Consider the following 14,252-nt stretch of genomic DNA (forward strand, 5'->3'; position numbering starts at 1 on the left):
GACGTGAATGAACACGTGGTGACCGGACCTCCGGGAAATCTGGTCACCGGCGTGATCAAGGCGATCCGTCCGCGGCAATGGGTGAAGAACGTCCTGGTGCTGGCGGCGCCGGTGGCGGCGGCGGGTCGCGGCCACCGCTACGACTACGGCCAGCTGGGAACCCAGGTGGCGGTGGCGTTCGTGGTGTTCAGCCTGGCCGCTTCGTCCATCTATCTGATCAACGACGTCCGCGACGTCGAAGCCGACCGCGAACACCCGACCAAGCGGTTCCGCCCGATCGCCGCCGGTGTGGTGCCCGAATGGCTGGCCTACACCCTCGCCGTCGTGCTCGCCGTGGCGTCGCTCGGCCTGTCCTGGTGGTTGACGCCCAACCTGGCGGTAGTGATGGCCGTCTACATCGTTATGCAGCTGGCCTACTGCTTTGGCCTCAAGCACCAGGCGGTGCTCGACATCTGCATCCTGTCGTCGGCATACCTGCTGCGGGCCATCGCCGGCGGTGCGGCCACCAACATCTCACTGTCCCAGTGGTTCTTGCTCACCGCGGCATTCGCGTCCCTTTTCATGGGGGCCGGCAAGCGTTACGCGGAGCTGCAACTTGCCGAACGCACCGGCGCCGCGATCCGAAAATCGCTGGAAAGCTACACCGGCACCTACCTGCGGTTCGTCTGGACGTTGTCGGCCACCGCGGTGGTGATGTGCTACGGCCTGTGGGCGTTCGAGCGCGACCGTTACTCGGGGTTGTCGTGGTTCGCGGTGACGATGGTCCCGTTCACCATCGCGATCCTGCGCTACGCGGTGGACGTCGACGGTGGCCTGGCCGGAGAGCCCGAGGACATAGCGCTGCGTGACCGGGTGTTGCAGTTCCTGTTCTTGGCGTGGATCGCAACGCTTGGAGCCGCCGTTGCCTTCGGCTAGCCCGGTATCCGCCCGCCTGAAAGCCATAACGGGGCCGCTGCGCCTCGACGGCCTGAAAGGCCTGAGCCCCGCCGTGCTGCGGCGTCGGCCGGTGGCGGTCAGGCGGGCCCTTCGGCCAGTGTTCCGCTACCACCGGGTGGTCCGGGTTAGCCTGTGGGTCAGCGTGGCGGTGGTCGCTTTGCTGTTCGGTTGGGGGGCCTGGCAACGACGCTGGATCGCCGACGACGGGCTGATCGTGTTGCGCACGGTGCGAAATCTGCTGGCCGGCAACGGGCCTGTGTTCAACACGGGCGAGCGGGTAGAAGCCAACACCTCCACGCTGTGGACCTACCTGGTGTACGTGGGCAGCTGGATCGGCGGGCCGATGCGCATGGAGTATGTGGCGTTGTTCCTGGCGCTGATGCTTTCCCTGCTGGGGGTGGCGCTGCTCATGCTGGGCGCGGGCCGGTTGTATGCGCCCAGCCTGCGGGGCCGCCGGGCGATCATGCTGCCCGCCGGCGCGCTGGTCTACATCGCGCTGCCCCCAGCGCGTGACTTCGCCACGTCGGGCCTGGAGAGCGGGCTGGTGCTGACCTATCTGGGCTTGCTGTGGTGGATGATGGTGTGCTGGTCGCAGCCGCTGCGCAACCGCCCGGACAATCGGTGGTTCATCGGTGCGCTGGCGTTCGTCGCGGGTTTGAGCGTTCTGGTCCGGCCCGAGCTGGCGCTGATGGGCGGCCTGGCGCTGATCATGATGCTGATCGCGTCGCGTACCTGGCAGCGCCGGGTGCTGATCGTGGTGGCGGGCGGGTTCCTGCCGGTCGTCTACCAGATCTTCCGGATGGGCTATTACGGCCTGCTGGTCCCCGGAACCGCCCTGGCCAAGGATGCCGCCGGCGACAAGTGGTCGCAGGGCATGACCTATTTGTCGAATTTCAATGCGCCCTATGCGCTTTGGGCGCCGGTGGTGCTGCTGGTGCCGCTCGGCCTGCTGTTGATGGTGGCGCGGCGCCGGCCGTCGTTCCTGCGCCCGCTGGAGTCGCCGAACTACGGCCGGCTGGCCCGGGCCGTGCAAAGCCCGCCGGCCGCGGTGGCTTTCGTCCTGGTCAGCGGGCTTTTCCAGGGGCTGTACTGGATTCGGCAGGGCGGCGACTTCATGCACGGCCGGGTTTTGCTGGCACCGCTATTCTGTTTGCTGGCACCGGTTGCGGTCATCCCGGTGGCCCTTCCCGACGGCAAAGACTTCACCCGCGAGAGCGGCAATTGGCTGGCCGCTGCCGCGGCCGCCGTGCTGTGGCTGGGGATCGCGGGCTGGTCGCTGTGGGCAGCAAACTCGCCGGGAATGGGCGACGACGCCACCCGGGTCACCTACTCGGGGATCGTCGACGAGCGCCGCTTCTATGCGCAGGCCACCGGCCACGCGCATCCTTTGACCGCCGCCGACTACCTGAACTACCCGAGGATGGCTGCCGTCCTGACGGCGATCAACAACACTCCGAACGGGGCGTTGCTGCTGCCGTCGGGCAACTACACCCAGTGGGACCTGGTGCCGATGATCCAGCCCAGCAACGCGCCGGGCAGCCCGTCGACCCAAAAGCCCCAGCATGCAGTGTTTTTCACCAATCTTGGCATGCTGGGGATGAACGTCGGGCTGGATGTCAGAGTGCTTGACCAGATCGGGTTGGCGAATCCGATCGCCCAACACACCGAGCGGCTGAAGCACGGCCGGATCGGGCACGACAAGAACCTGTTTCCGGACTGGGTGGTCGCCGACGGACCCTGGGTGAAGGTGTATCCGGGTATTCCCGGTTACCTCGACCAGCAATGGGTTGCCGAGGCGGTGGCGGCGCTGAAATGTCCCGCGACGCAGGCGGTGTTGAGTTCGGTGCGTGCCCCGATGACCGCTCACCGGTTCGTGTCCAACTTCGTGAATTCCTATGAATTCACCAAGTATCGGATTGACCGTGTTCCGCTCTACGAGCTCGTCAGGTGTGGGCTCGACATACCCGACGCGGGTCCACCCGTGCCTCGCGAGTGAGGTCGCGCCGGCTCTGCGACGCTGCTTCGCCGGCAGATTTTTTTGCCCGGGTTTCGATCGGCCGACTGCCGCCCTCGATCGGTGCGGATCCGAAGATTGACAGCAAAATCACATTCGAGCGCCTACCAGGAGTGCAACAACGGGCGGCCACATGCGGAAACGCCCGTTCCAGCCGCCGATTTCGAGCCGAAAATCACAGTGAACGAACGCTGAATGAAGGTTTGCGTCGCATCCTCGATGCGAGTCGACGCACGAAGTTGTGATTGACTACACGGGCACTGCAGCGCGGGTCGCTTGCAGTCTGAGCTAGTTCAGGATGCGCCCAAACACATTTGGGATGAGGCCTCCGAGGATTACGAGGATAGGAAAGCAACGATGAAGCTTGTTGACAGGTTTCGCGGTGCCGTGACGGGTATGCCGCGCCGACTCATGGTGGGAGCCGTTGGTGCGGCCCTGCTGTCGGGTCTGATCGGCGCCGTCGGGGGCAACGCGACTGCGGGAGCGTTCTCCCGGCCGGGCCTGCCAGTGGAGTACCTGCAGGTGCCGTCCGCGGCGATGGGCCGTGAGATCAAGGTCCAGTTCCAAAGCGGCGGCCCCAACTCGCCGGCGCTGTACCTGCTCGACGGGATGCGCGCGCAGGACGACTTCAACGGCTGGGACATCAACACCCCGGCGTTCGAGTGGTACTACCAGTCGGGCATCTCGGTCGCCATGCCGGTCGGCGGGCAGTCCAGCTTCTACTCCGACTGGTACAAGCCCGCCTGCGGTAAGGCCGGCTGCACCACCTACAAGTGGGAGACCTTCCTGACCAGCGAGCTGCCGCAGTACCTGCAGGCGCAACGGCAGGTCAAGCCCACCGGCAGCGCGGCGGTCGGTCTGTCGATGGCCGGTTCTTCGGCGCTGATCCTGGCGTCCTACCACCCGGACCAGTTCATCTACGCCGGCTCGCTGTCGGCGCTGCTGGACCCGTCGCAGGCGATGGGCCCCTCGTTGATCGGCGTGTCGATGGGCGACGCGGGCGGCTACAAGGCCTCGGACATGTGGGGCCCCAAGGACGACCCGGCCTGGCAGCGCAACGACCCGTCGCTTCAGGTGGGCAAGCTGGTCGCCAACAACACCCGCATCTGGGTGTACTGCGGTAACGGCAAGCCGTCGGACCTGGGAGGCGACAACCTGCCCGCCAAGTTCCTGGAAGGCTTCGTGCGGACCAGCAACATCAAGTTCCAGGACGCCTACAACCAGGCCGGTGGTCACAACGCGGTGTTCAACTTCGACGCCAACGGCACCCACAGCTGGGAGTACTGGGGCCAGCAGCTCAACGCCATGAAGCCGGACCTGCAGCGCGTGCTGGGGGCTACGCCCGGTGGCACCGGGACCCCGCCTGCGACCGCGGCGGCCGGCACCGGAACGGGCGCCACGCACGGCGCGTAAAACAACACCACTGACGGCGGCGACTCCAAGGGGTCGCCGCCGTTGGTCGTTTCGGCGGGACACGTCCGCGGTGTGGTGCAGTTCACTACCCGGCCTACCGCTCCGGGGCCCGAACTGGATAGTGTTCACACAGCTATAGACCATCGAGGGGCTATAGACCATGGAGGTGGACATGAGGGGCATAAGGCGTCTGTCGACGGTTCTGCGGCTGCTCTGCGTTGCCGCGCTGTCAGTGGGGATTGGCGGAGTTGTGGCTACCGCTGTTTCCACCGGCACAGCGAGAGCAGCGGGCTACGAATCCCTGATGGTGCCGTCCGCGTCCATGGGCCGCGACATCCCGGTGGCCTTCCTGGCCGGCGGGCCGCACGCGGTCTATCTGCTGGACCCCTTCGACGCCGGTCCTGATGTGAGCAATTGGGTCACCGCCGGCAACGCGATGAACACGCTGGCCGGCAAGGGCATCTCGGTGGTGGCACCCGCGGGCGGTGCCTACAGCATGTACACCAACTGGGAGCAGGACGGCAGCAAGCAGTGGGAGACCTTCCTGTCTCAGGAGCTGCCCGACTGGCTGGCCGCCAACAAGGGCCTGGCACCCGGCGGCCACGGCGTCGTCGGCGCCGCTCAGGGCGGATACGGCGCGATGGCGCTGGCGGCCTTCCATCCCGACCGGTTCGGCTTCGCCGGCTCGATGTCGGGCTTCTTGTACCCGTCGGAAACCACGATGAACGGCGCCATCCTCGCCGGCCTGCAGCAGTTCGGCGGCGTCGACGGCAACGGCATGTGGGGTGCGCCACAGCTGGGCCGGTGGAAGTGGCACGACCCCTACGTCCACCTTTCGTTGCTGGCCCAGAACAACAGCCGGATCTGGGTCTACAGCCCGAAAGTCAACACGACCAGTGACCCCGCAGGGGTGCTTGGTGTGCCCGATCAGGTGGTGGGCAGCAACCTGTCGTTCTACCAGCAGTACCGGAACGTCGGCGGGCACAACGGCCACTTCGACTTCCCGAACGGCGGCGACCACGGCTGGGGTTCGTGGAGCGGGGAACTGGGCGCGATGTCCGGCGATATCGTCGGCGCCATCCGATAACCGGCGCAGGCCAGAGGCGCGGGTAACAGACGTCGAGCGGGCGGCGACGCGGCCGGGTTGGCTGCGGGCAGCCGGTACCGTGTAGGCAAGTGCAGCAGAGGGCGGGACGGCCCCGTCGCTGCGACCTACCGACTCTGCTAGCAGGAGACCCGTATGGCCAAAAAGGCCAAGAATGCGCGGCGCAAACGCCACCGAATCCTCGCCTGGGTTGCCGCGTGCGCAATGGCGGTAGTCGTCATCGTGGTGATCGTGGCCGTCGTGATCATGATGCGCGCCCCCGAACCCCCGCCCAGCGCGGTGCCGCCCGGGGCTCTGCCGCCGTCCGTCACCGCCACCCCGCATCCGCACAAGCCGCGGCCCGCGTACCAGGACTCGTCCTGCCCCGACGTGCAGCTGATCAACATCCCCGGTACCTGGGAGTCGTCGCTGCTGGATCCGCCTCTTGCTCCGGTGCAATTCCCGAACGCGCTGCTGCACAACGTGGTTGCGACGCTCGCCCAGCAGTTCGGGCCGGGCCGGGTGCAGACATACACCACGCCCTACACGGCGCAGTTCCACAATCCGCTCGCCGCTGACAATCAGATGTCCTACAACGAAAGCCGGGCGCAGGGCACCCAGGCGACGCTGCGAGCGATGACCGACATGAACACCAAGTGCCCGTTGACCAGCTACGTGTTGCTCGGCTTCTCGCAGGGCGCGGTGATCGCGGGTGACATCGCCAGCGACATCGGCAACGGCCGCGGGCCGGTGGACGACGACCTGGTGCTCGGTGTGACCTTGATCGCCGACGGGCGCCGCCAGGTGGACGTGGGCAAGGACATCGGGCCCAACCCTCCCGGCGAGGGCGCGGAGATCACCCTGCATGAGATACCGATGCTGTCCGGGATGGGGCTGACCATGACCGGCGCCCGGCCGAACGGGTTCGGCTCGCTCAACGACAAGACCTACGAGATCTGCGCGCCGGGCGATCTCATCTGCGCCGCACCGGCCGAGGCGTTCAGCATCGCCAACCTGCCGAACACGCTGAACACGCTGGCCGGCAACGGCGCTCAGCCGATCCATGCCATGTATGCGACCACCCAGTTCTGGAACTTGGACGGTGCGCCGGCAACCGATTGGACGTTGAACTGGGCGCACGGACTTCTGGAAAACGCGCCGCATCCCAAGCACGGGTGACCGCCGGGGAGCTAGACAGTACGACCCGTCGGTGTCACGCTCGGGCGAAGAGAAGCTGAGTCACAGGACACAGCGTCTGGTGCGCCGATAGCGCGTGCGAACAGCGGTACCTTGTGATTTGGTATGCCGCGCGCCGCCCCTTAACATTAAGAGAAAACTAAGAGCAATTAGAGCATCGTGGTTGATCCATTCGGGGTCGAAGCTGGCACCGATCCGGCACGGCGCACCATGCGCGGTGCGAGGGTCGGCGTGCGTGCAGAAGCAGACGTCGGCGAAGCCGAAGAGTGATATCTGACAGGAGAGGGCGGCATGGCGTACCACAACCCATTCATCGTGAATGGAAAGATCCGGTTCCCGGAAGGGACCAACCTGGTTCGTCACGTTGAGAAGTGGGCCAAGGTTCGCGGCGACAAGCTGGCCTACCGGTTCCTTGACTTCTCCACCGAACGGGACGGTATCGCCCGCGACATCGCGTGGTCGGAGTTCAGCGCCCGCAATCGCGCGGTCGGCGCCCGGCTGCAGCAGGTCACTCAACCTGGTGACCGCATAGCCATCCTGTGCCCACAGAACCTGGACTACCTGATCTCCTTTTTTGGGGCGCTCTATTCCGGGCGGATCGCGGTGCCGCTGTTCGATCCGGCTGAGCCGGGGCACGTCGGCCGTTTGCATGCGGTGCTCGACGATTGCGCCCCATCGACGATTCTGACCACCACCGACGCCGCCGAAGGCGTGCGCAAGTTCATCCGCGCCCGTTCGGCCAAGGAACGGCCGCGGGTTATCGCCGTCGACGCCGTACCCAACGAGGTCGCCTCCACTTGGCAGGAGCCCGCCGCCGACGAGAACACCATCGCGTACCTGCAGTACACCTCTGGCTCCACCCGGACCCCGACCGGCGTGCAGATCAGCCACCTGAGCCTGCCCACCAACGTGTTGCAGGTGCTCAACGCGCTGGAAGGCACCGAAGGTGACCGCGGGTGCATGTGGCTGCCGTTCTTCCACGACATGGGCCTGATCACGGCGCTGCTGTCGTCGGTGCTCGGGCACAACTTCACCTTTATGACGCCGGCCGCGTTCGTCCGGCGCCCCGGCCGCTGGATCCGTGAACTCGCGCGCAAGCCCGGCGAGACCGGCGGCGTCTTTTCGGCGGCGCCGAACTTCGCGTTCGAGCACGCCGCCGTGCGCGGCCTGCCCCGCGACGACGAACCACCACTGGACTTGAGCAACGTCAAGGGCATCCTCAACGGGAGCGAGCCGGTGTCCCCGGCGTCGATGCGCAAATTCTATGAAGCGTTCGCGCCGTACGGTTTGCAGGAGACCGCCATCAAGCCGTCCTACGGTCTCGCCGAGGCGACCTTGTTCGTCTCGACCACGCCGATGGATGAAAAGCCCACGGTCATCCACGTCGACCGCGACGAGCTCAACAACCAACGCTTCGTCGAGGTGCCCCCCGATGCACCCACCGCCGTGGCGCAGGTCTCCGCAGGCAAGGTCGGTGTGGACGAATGGGCGGTCATCGTCGATGCGGATTCGGCCAGCGAGCTGCCGGACGGGCAGATCGGCGAGATCTGGCTGCACGGCAAGAATCTGGGCCACGGCTACTGGGGTAAGGAAACGGAGACCAACGAGATCTTCCGCAACATCCTCAAGTCGCGCATCAGCCAGTCGCACGCCGAGGGCGCGGAGGACGACGGATTGTGGGTGCGCACCGGCGACTATGGCACCTACTTCAACGGCCACCTCTATATAGCGGGCCGCATCAAGGACCTCGTCATCGTCGACGGCCGCAACCACTACCCGCAGGATCTCGAGTACTCGGCGCAGGAATCCAGCCGGGCCCTGCGCACCGGCTACGTCGCCGCGTTCTCCGTCCCCGCCAACCAGCTGCCGCAGGAGGTGTTCGACAACCCGCATGTCGGACTGAAGTTCGACCCGGAGGACACCTCCGAGCAGCTGGTGATCGTCGCCGAGCGTGCCGCCGGTACACACAAGCTCGAGTACCAGCCGATTGCCGACGACATCCGGGCGGCCATTGCGATGCGCCACGGCGTTACCGTCCGCGACTTGTTGCTGGTACAGGCCGGCACGATTCCGCGGACCTCGAGCGGCAAGATCGGCCGTCGCGCGTGCCGTTCGGCGTACCTGGACGGCAGCCTGCGCAGCGGCATTGGCTCGCCGACGGCCTTCGCCACCGAATCCTGAGCAAAGAACCACAAAGGTACCCATGTCTGACATAGACGATTCCGCGGAGCACACCGACAACGTCACCTCTGAGGGCACGGCGGGGAACGTGCCCGCCAAACAGTCCGAGATAACGGTCCCCGAGATGCGGCAGTGGCTGCGCAACTGGGTGGGCAAGGCCGTCGGAAAGTCGCCGGACTCGATCGACGAGTCGGTGCCGATGGTGGAGCTGGGCCTGGCGTCGCGGGACGCGGTCGCGATGGCCGCCGATATCGAAGACCTGACCGGCGTCACGCTGTCGGTCGCGGTGGCTTTCCAGCATCCGACCATCGAGTCGCTGGCGACCCGGATCGTCGAGGGCGAGCCGGAACGGGACACCACCGCCGACGACAATGTGGATTGGTCGCGCAACGGCGCGGCCGAACGCGTCGACATCGCGATCGTGGGCCTGTCCACCCGATTCCCGGGCGATATGAACAGCCCCGAGGAAACCTGGCAGGCCCTGATGGAGGGCCGCGACGCCATCACCGATCTGCCCGAGGGCCGCTGGTCGGAATTCCTCGAAGAGCCGCGGCTGGCCGCGCGCGTGGCTACCGCGCGCACCCGCGGCGGCTACCTGAAGGACATCAAGGGCTTCGACTCGGAGTTCTTCGCGGTGGCCAAGACCGAAGCCGACAACATCGACCCGCAGCAGCGGATGGCGCTGGAGCTCACCTGGGAGGCCCTTGAGCACGCTCGCATCCCGGCGTCCAGCCTGCGCGGCAAGGCCGTCGGCGTGTACGTCGGTGTCTCGAACGTGGACTACGGCTTCTTGGCCATCTCCGACCCGACCGTCGCGCACCCGTATGCGATCACCGGCAATGCGACCTCGATCGTCGCCAACCGGGTGTCCTACTTCTACGACTTCCGCGGCCCTTCGGTCGCCGTCGACACCGCGTGCTCAAGTTCGCTAGTTGCCGCGCATCAAGCGGTGCAGGCGCTGCGTAATGGGGAATGCGATGTGGCGGTCGCCGGTGGCGTCAATGCGCTGATCACACCCGCAGTGACGCTCGGTTTCGACGAGATCGGCGCGGTGCTGGCTCCCGACGGCCGGATCAAGTCGTTCTCGTCGGACGCCGACGGCTACACCCGCTCTGAGGGTGCCGGCATGCTGGTGCTCAAGCGCGTCGACGACGCGCGCCGTGATGGCGACCAGATCCTGGCGGTGATCGCCGGCAGCGCGGTCAATCACGACGGCCGGTCCAACGGCCTGATCGCCCCCAACCAGGACGCGCAGGCCGAGGTGTTGCGCCGGGCCTACAAGGACGCCGGCATCGACCCGCGCAACGTCGACTACATCGAGGCGCACGGCACCGGCACTGTCCTCGGCGACCCGATCGAGGCCGAGGCGCTGGGCCGCATCATCGGCCGGGGGCGTCGCGCCGACCGGCCGGCCCTGCTGGGCGCGATCAAAACCAATGTGGGACACATGGAGTCCGCCGCCGGCGTGGGCAGCATGGCCAAGGTGGTGCTGGCGCTGCAGCACGACAAGCTGCCGCCGTCGATCAACTTCGCCGGGCCGAGCCCCTACATTGACTTCGACGGCATGCACCTGAAGATGGTCGACACCGCCACCGACTGGCCCCGCTACGGCGGCTACGCGCTGGCCGGGGTGTCCAGCTTCGGCTTCGGCGGGGCCAACGCGCACATGGTGGTCCGCGAGGTGCTGCCGCGTGACGTCATCCAGCGTGAACCCGAGCCCGAACCGGCGGCGCCCGCTGAAGCTGAATCCGCCCCGGTCGCGGTGGGCGGTTTCGAAGGCCACGCGCTGCGCTTCGACGAGTACGGCGAAATCCTCACCGACGAGCCGGGAGCCGAAGAGGCGGAGCCCGAACTTCCGGGGTTGACCGAAGAGGCGTTGCGGCTCAAGCAGGTCGCATTGGAAGAGCTTGCGGCGCAAGAGGTTATCGACGGGATTCCCCAGCCGCTGATTCCGCTGGCGGTGTCGGCGTTCCTGACGTCCCGCAAGAAGGCCGCCGCCGCCGAGCTGGCGGACTGGATGGAAAGCCCCGAAGGCCGCGCTTCGTCGCTGGAGTCGATCGGCCGGTCGCTGTCGCGACGCAACCACGGTCGCTCGCGCGCGGTGGTGCTGGCCCATGACCACGACGAGGCGATCAAGGGGCTGCGCGCGGTCGCCGCGGGCAAGCAGGCGCCGAACGTGTTCAGCGTCGACGGCCCGGTGACCAACGGCCCGGTGTGGGTGCTCGCCGGATTCGGCGCGCAGCACCGCAAGATGGGCAAGAGCCTGTACCTGCGCGACGAGGTCTTCGCCGAATGGATCGAAAAGGTCGACGCGCTGGTCCAGGACGAGCTGGGCTATTCGGTGCTCGAGCTGATCCTGGACGACTCGCAGGACTACGGCATCGAGACCACTCAGGTCACCATCTTCGCGATCCAGATCGCACTGGGTGAGCTGCTCAAGCATCACGGCGCCAAGCCTGCCGCGGTGGTCGGCCAGTCACTGGGCGAGGCCGCGTCGGCCTACTTTGCCGGCGGTTTGTCGCTGCGGGACGCCACCCGGGCAATTTGCTCGCGCTCGCATCTGATGGGCGAGGGCGAGGCGATGCTCTTCGGCGAGTACATCCGGCTGATGGCGTTGGTGGAGTACTCCGCCGACGAGATCAAGACGGTGTTCTCCGACTTCCCGGACCTGGAGGTGTGCGTTTACGCCGCTCCCAGCCAGACCGTCATCGGCGGCCCGCCCGAACAGGTGGACGCGATCATCGCCCGCGCGGAATCCGAGGGCAAGTTCGCCCGCAAGTTCCAGACCAAGGGCGCCAGCCACACCCAGCAGATGGATCCGCTGCTCGGCGAGCTCACCGCCGAGTTGCAGGGCATCAAGCCGATGAGCCCCATGGCCGGGATCTTCTCGACGGTGCACGAGGGCCGCTACATCAAGCCCGGCAGCGAGCCGATCCATGACGTCGAGTACTGGAAGAAGGGCCTGCGGCATTCCGTCTACTTCACCCACGGCATCCGCAATGCCGTCGACAGCGGACACACCACCTTCCTGGAGCTCGCGCCCAACCCGGTGGCGCTGATGCAGGTGGGCCTGACCACCGCGTCGGCCGGCCTGTTCGACGCGCAACTGATTCCGACGCTGGCCCGCAAGCAGGACGAAGTCGAGTCGATCACGTCGACGATGGCGCAGCTGTACGTGTACGGCCATGACTTGGACATCTGGACTCTGTTCACGCGAGCCGTAGGACCTGAGGATTTTGCGGACATTCCGCCGACTCGGTTCAAGCGCAAGGAACATTGGCTTGACGCACACTTCTCCGGTGACGCCGCGGTGCTGATGCCCGGCAGCCATGTCGCGTTGCCGGATGGCCGGCACGTATGGGAGTTCGCGTCCCGCGAGAAGCCCGATCTCGCGGCGCTGGTGCGAGCCGCTGCCACGCAGGTAATTCCGGATGCCCAGCTGACGGCATCGGAGCAACGCGCGGTGCCCGGCCTGGGTGCCCGCTTGGTGACGACGTTGACGCGGCATCCCGGCGGCGCCTCGGTTCAGGTGCACGCGCGAATCGAGGAATCCTTCACGCTGGTCTACGACGCGCTGGTGGCCCGGGCCGGTTCGGAATCGGTGTTGCCGACGGCGGTTGGCGCCGGCACCACGATCGCGGCTGGGACTTCTGGCGCCACCACACGCGTCGAGGAGGCTCTTGCCGAAGAGGAAGAGGCCGAAACGCTGTCGGACAGCCTTACCAGCCGCTACATGCCGGCCGGCTTCACCAAGTGGTCGCCGGATTCCGGCGAGACCATCGCCGACCGGCTGGGCAGCATCGTCGCGGCGGCCATGGGTTACGAGCCCGAGGACCTGCCGTGGGAGGTGCCGCTGATCGAGCTCGGACTGGACTCGCTGATGGCGGTGCGGATCAAGAACCGCGTCGAGTACGACTTCGACCTGCCCCCGATCCAATTGCAGGCGGTCCGCGACGCCAACCTCTACAACGTCGAGAAGCTGATCGAGTACGCGATCGAGCACCGCGACGAGGTGGAGCAGCTGCACGAGCACCAGAAGTCTCAGACGGCTGAGGAGATCGCGAAGGCGCAGGCGGAATTGCTCAGCGGCGCAACTCCTTCGACGGTGCTGGCGCCGGCGCCCGACCCGCAAGCCGAGCCGGAAACCCAGCCGGAGCCGCCGGCCGAGCCGAGCCAGCCGTCGGCGATGGAAGGGTCCATCCCGCCCCCGCCGACCGACCCCTCCGGCCCGTCGCGCGCCTCCATTGCTGGGGGTAATGGCGCGCAGCCGAACCTGGCCGCCGCTGCCGAAGCACTGAACCAGCAGGCCGTCGCCGCGGCACTCAACTCCGACGTCCCGCCGCGCGACGCCGCCGAGCGGGTCGTCTTCGCCACCTGGGCGATCGTCACCGGCAAGTCGCCCGGCGGCATCTTCAACACACTGCCCAATCTGGATCAGGACAGCGCCGCGAAGATGGCGCAGCGACTCTCGGAGCGCGCCGAAGGGCCGATTACCGCTGAGGACGTGCTGACCTCGTCGAACATCGAGGAACTGGCCGAGAAGGTGCGTGGCTACCTCGAGGCCGGCAAGATCGACGGCTTCGTCCGCACCCTGCGCGCCCGGCCGGAAGGCAGCTCGAAGGCGCCGGTGTTCGTGTTCCATCCGGCCGGCGGCTCGACCGTCGTTTACGAGCCGCTGCTCAACCGGCTGCCGTCGGACACGCCGATGTACGGCTTGGAGCGGGTGGAAGGCACGATCGAAGAGCGTGCGGCGGCCTACGTCCCGAAGCTGATCGAGATGCAGGGCGACGGGCCCTACATTCTGGCCGGCTGGTCGTTGGGCGGCGTGCTGGCCTACGCGTGCGCGATCGGGCTGAAGCGACTGGGCAAAGACGTCCGGTGGGTCGGATTGATCGACGCGGTGCGCGCGGGCGAGGAGATCCCGCAGACCAAGGAGGAGATCCGCAAGCGCTGGGATCGCTACGCCCGGTTCGCCGAGAAGACGTTCAACGTCACCATCCCGGAGGTCCCGTACGAGCAGCTCGAGGAGCTGGACGACGAGGGCCAGATCCGGTTCGTGCTGGACGCCGTCAGTCAAAGCGGTGTACAGATCCCGGCCGGCATCATCGAGCACCAGCGCACGTCGTACCTGGACAACCGGGCGATCGACACCGCCGAGATCCAGCCGTACGACGGCCATGTCACCCTCTACATGGCCGATCGCTACCATGACGACGCGATCATGTTCGAGCCGCGGTACGCCGTCCGGAAGCCGGACGGCGGCTGGGGTGAGTACGTCTCCGACCTCGAGGTCGTGCCGATCGGTGGTGAGCACATTCAGGCCATCGACGAGCCGATCATCGCCAAGGTGGGCGAACACATGAGCCGCGCGCTGGACGACATTGACGCTGAGCGGCAGGCGGCCGATTCAGAACAGGTGAGGTAGGC

General features: G+C 66.8%; 7 protein-coding genes. All 7 read left to right on the forward strand.

Features of this window, described 5'->3' with window-relative positions:
• Window positions 1-3 precede the first annotated feature (3 nt).
• Window positions 4-915, forward strand: a complete 912-nt coding sequence (locus AC5Y21_RS16495) for a decaprenyl-phosphate phosphoribosyltransferase (RefSeq protein WP_499913817.1) — start codon at window positions 4-6, stop codon at window positions 913-915.
• A gap of 25 nt (window positions 916-940) precedes the next feature.
• Window positions 941-2,932, forward strand: coding sequence for a terminal beta-(1->2)-arabinofuranosyltransferase (gene aftB, locus AC5Y21_RS16500; protein WP_499913818.1), 1,992 nt, complete (start codon window positions 941-943; stop codon window positions 2,930-2,932).
• Window positions 2,933-3,307: 375 nt separating this feature from the next.
• Window positions 3,308-4,363, forward strand: a complete 1,056-nt coding sequence (gene ag85A, locus AC5Y21_RS16505) for a diacylglycerol acyltransferase/mycolyltransferase Ag85A (RefSeq protein WP_499913750.1) — start codon at window positions 3,308-3,310, stop codon at window positions 4,361-4,363.
• 172 nt (window positions 4,364-4,535) lie between these two features.
• Window positions 4,536-5,450: an esterase family protein gene (locus AC5Y21_RS16510; RefSeq protein WP_499913752.1), complete on the forward strand. Its 915-nt coding sequence runs from the start codon at window positions 4,536-4,538 to the stop codon at window positions 5,448-5,450.
• 153 nt (window positions 5,451-5,603) lie between these two features.
• Window positions 5,604-6,626 carry a carboxylesterase Culp6 gene (gene culp6, locus AC5Y21_RS16515; RefSeq protein WP_499913754.1) on the forward strand — a complete coding sequence of 341 codons (1,023 nt, stop codon included), beginning with the start codon at window positions 5,604-5,606 and terminating at the stop codon, window positions 6,624-6,626.
• A gap of 309 nt (window positions 6,627-6,935) precedes the next feature.
• Entirely contained in the window at window positions 6,936-8,825 is a 1,890-nt protein-coding gene (gene fadD32, locus AC5Y21_RS16520) for a long-chain-fatty-acid--AMP ligase FadD32 (protein ID WP_499913756.1), read from the forward strand.
• 22 nt (window positions 8,826-8,847) lie between these two features.
• Window positions 8,848-14,250 carry a polyketide synthase Pks13 gene (pks13, locus tag AC5Y21_RS16525; protein ID WP_499913758.1) on the forward strand — a complete coding sequence of 1,801 codons (5,403 nt, stop codon included), beginning with the start codon at window positions 8,848-8,850 and terminating at the stop codon, window positions 14,248-14,250.
• Window positions 14,251-14,252: the final 2 nt, after the last annotated feature.

It is taken from the genome of Mycobacterium sp. NGS41, assembly GCF_059812725.1.

Excerpts from the sequence above, each read along its gene's own strand:
- culp6 (WP_499913754.1), top strand. The coding sequence starts at position 5,604 with ATGGCCAAAAAGGCCAAGAATGCGCGGCGCAAACGCCACCGAATCCTC.
- pks13 (WP_499913758.1), top strand. The coding sequence starts at position 8,848 with ATGTCTGACATAGACGATTCCGCGGAGCACACCGACAACGTCACCTCT.
- fadD32 (WP_499913756.1), top strand. The coding sequence starts at position 6,936 with ATGGCGTACCACAACCCATTCATCGTGAATGGAAAGATCCGGTTCCCG.
- ag85A (WP_499913750.1), top strand. The coding sequence starts at position 3,308 with ATGAAGCTTGTTGACAGGTTTCGCGGTGCCGTGACGGGTATGCCGCGC.
- AC5Y21_RS16510 (WP_499913752.1), top strand. The coding sequence starts at position 4,536 with ATGAGGGGCATAAGGCGTCTGTCGACGGTTCTGCGGCTGCTCTGCGTT.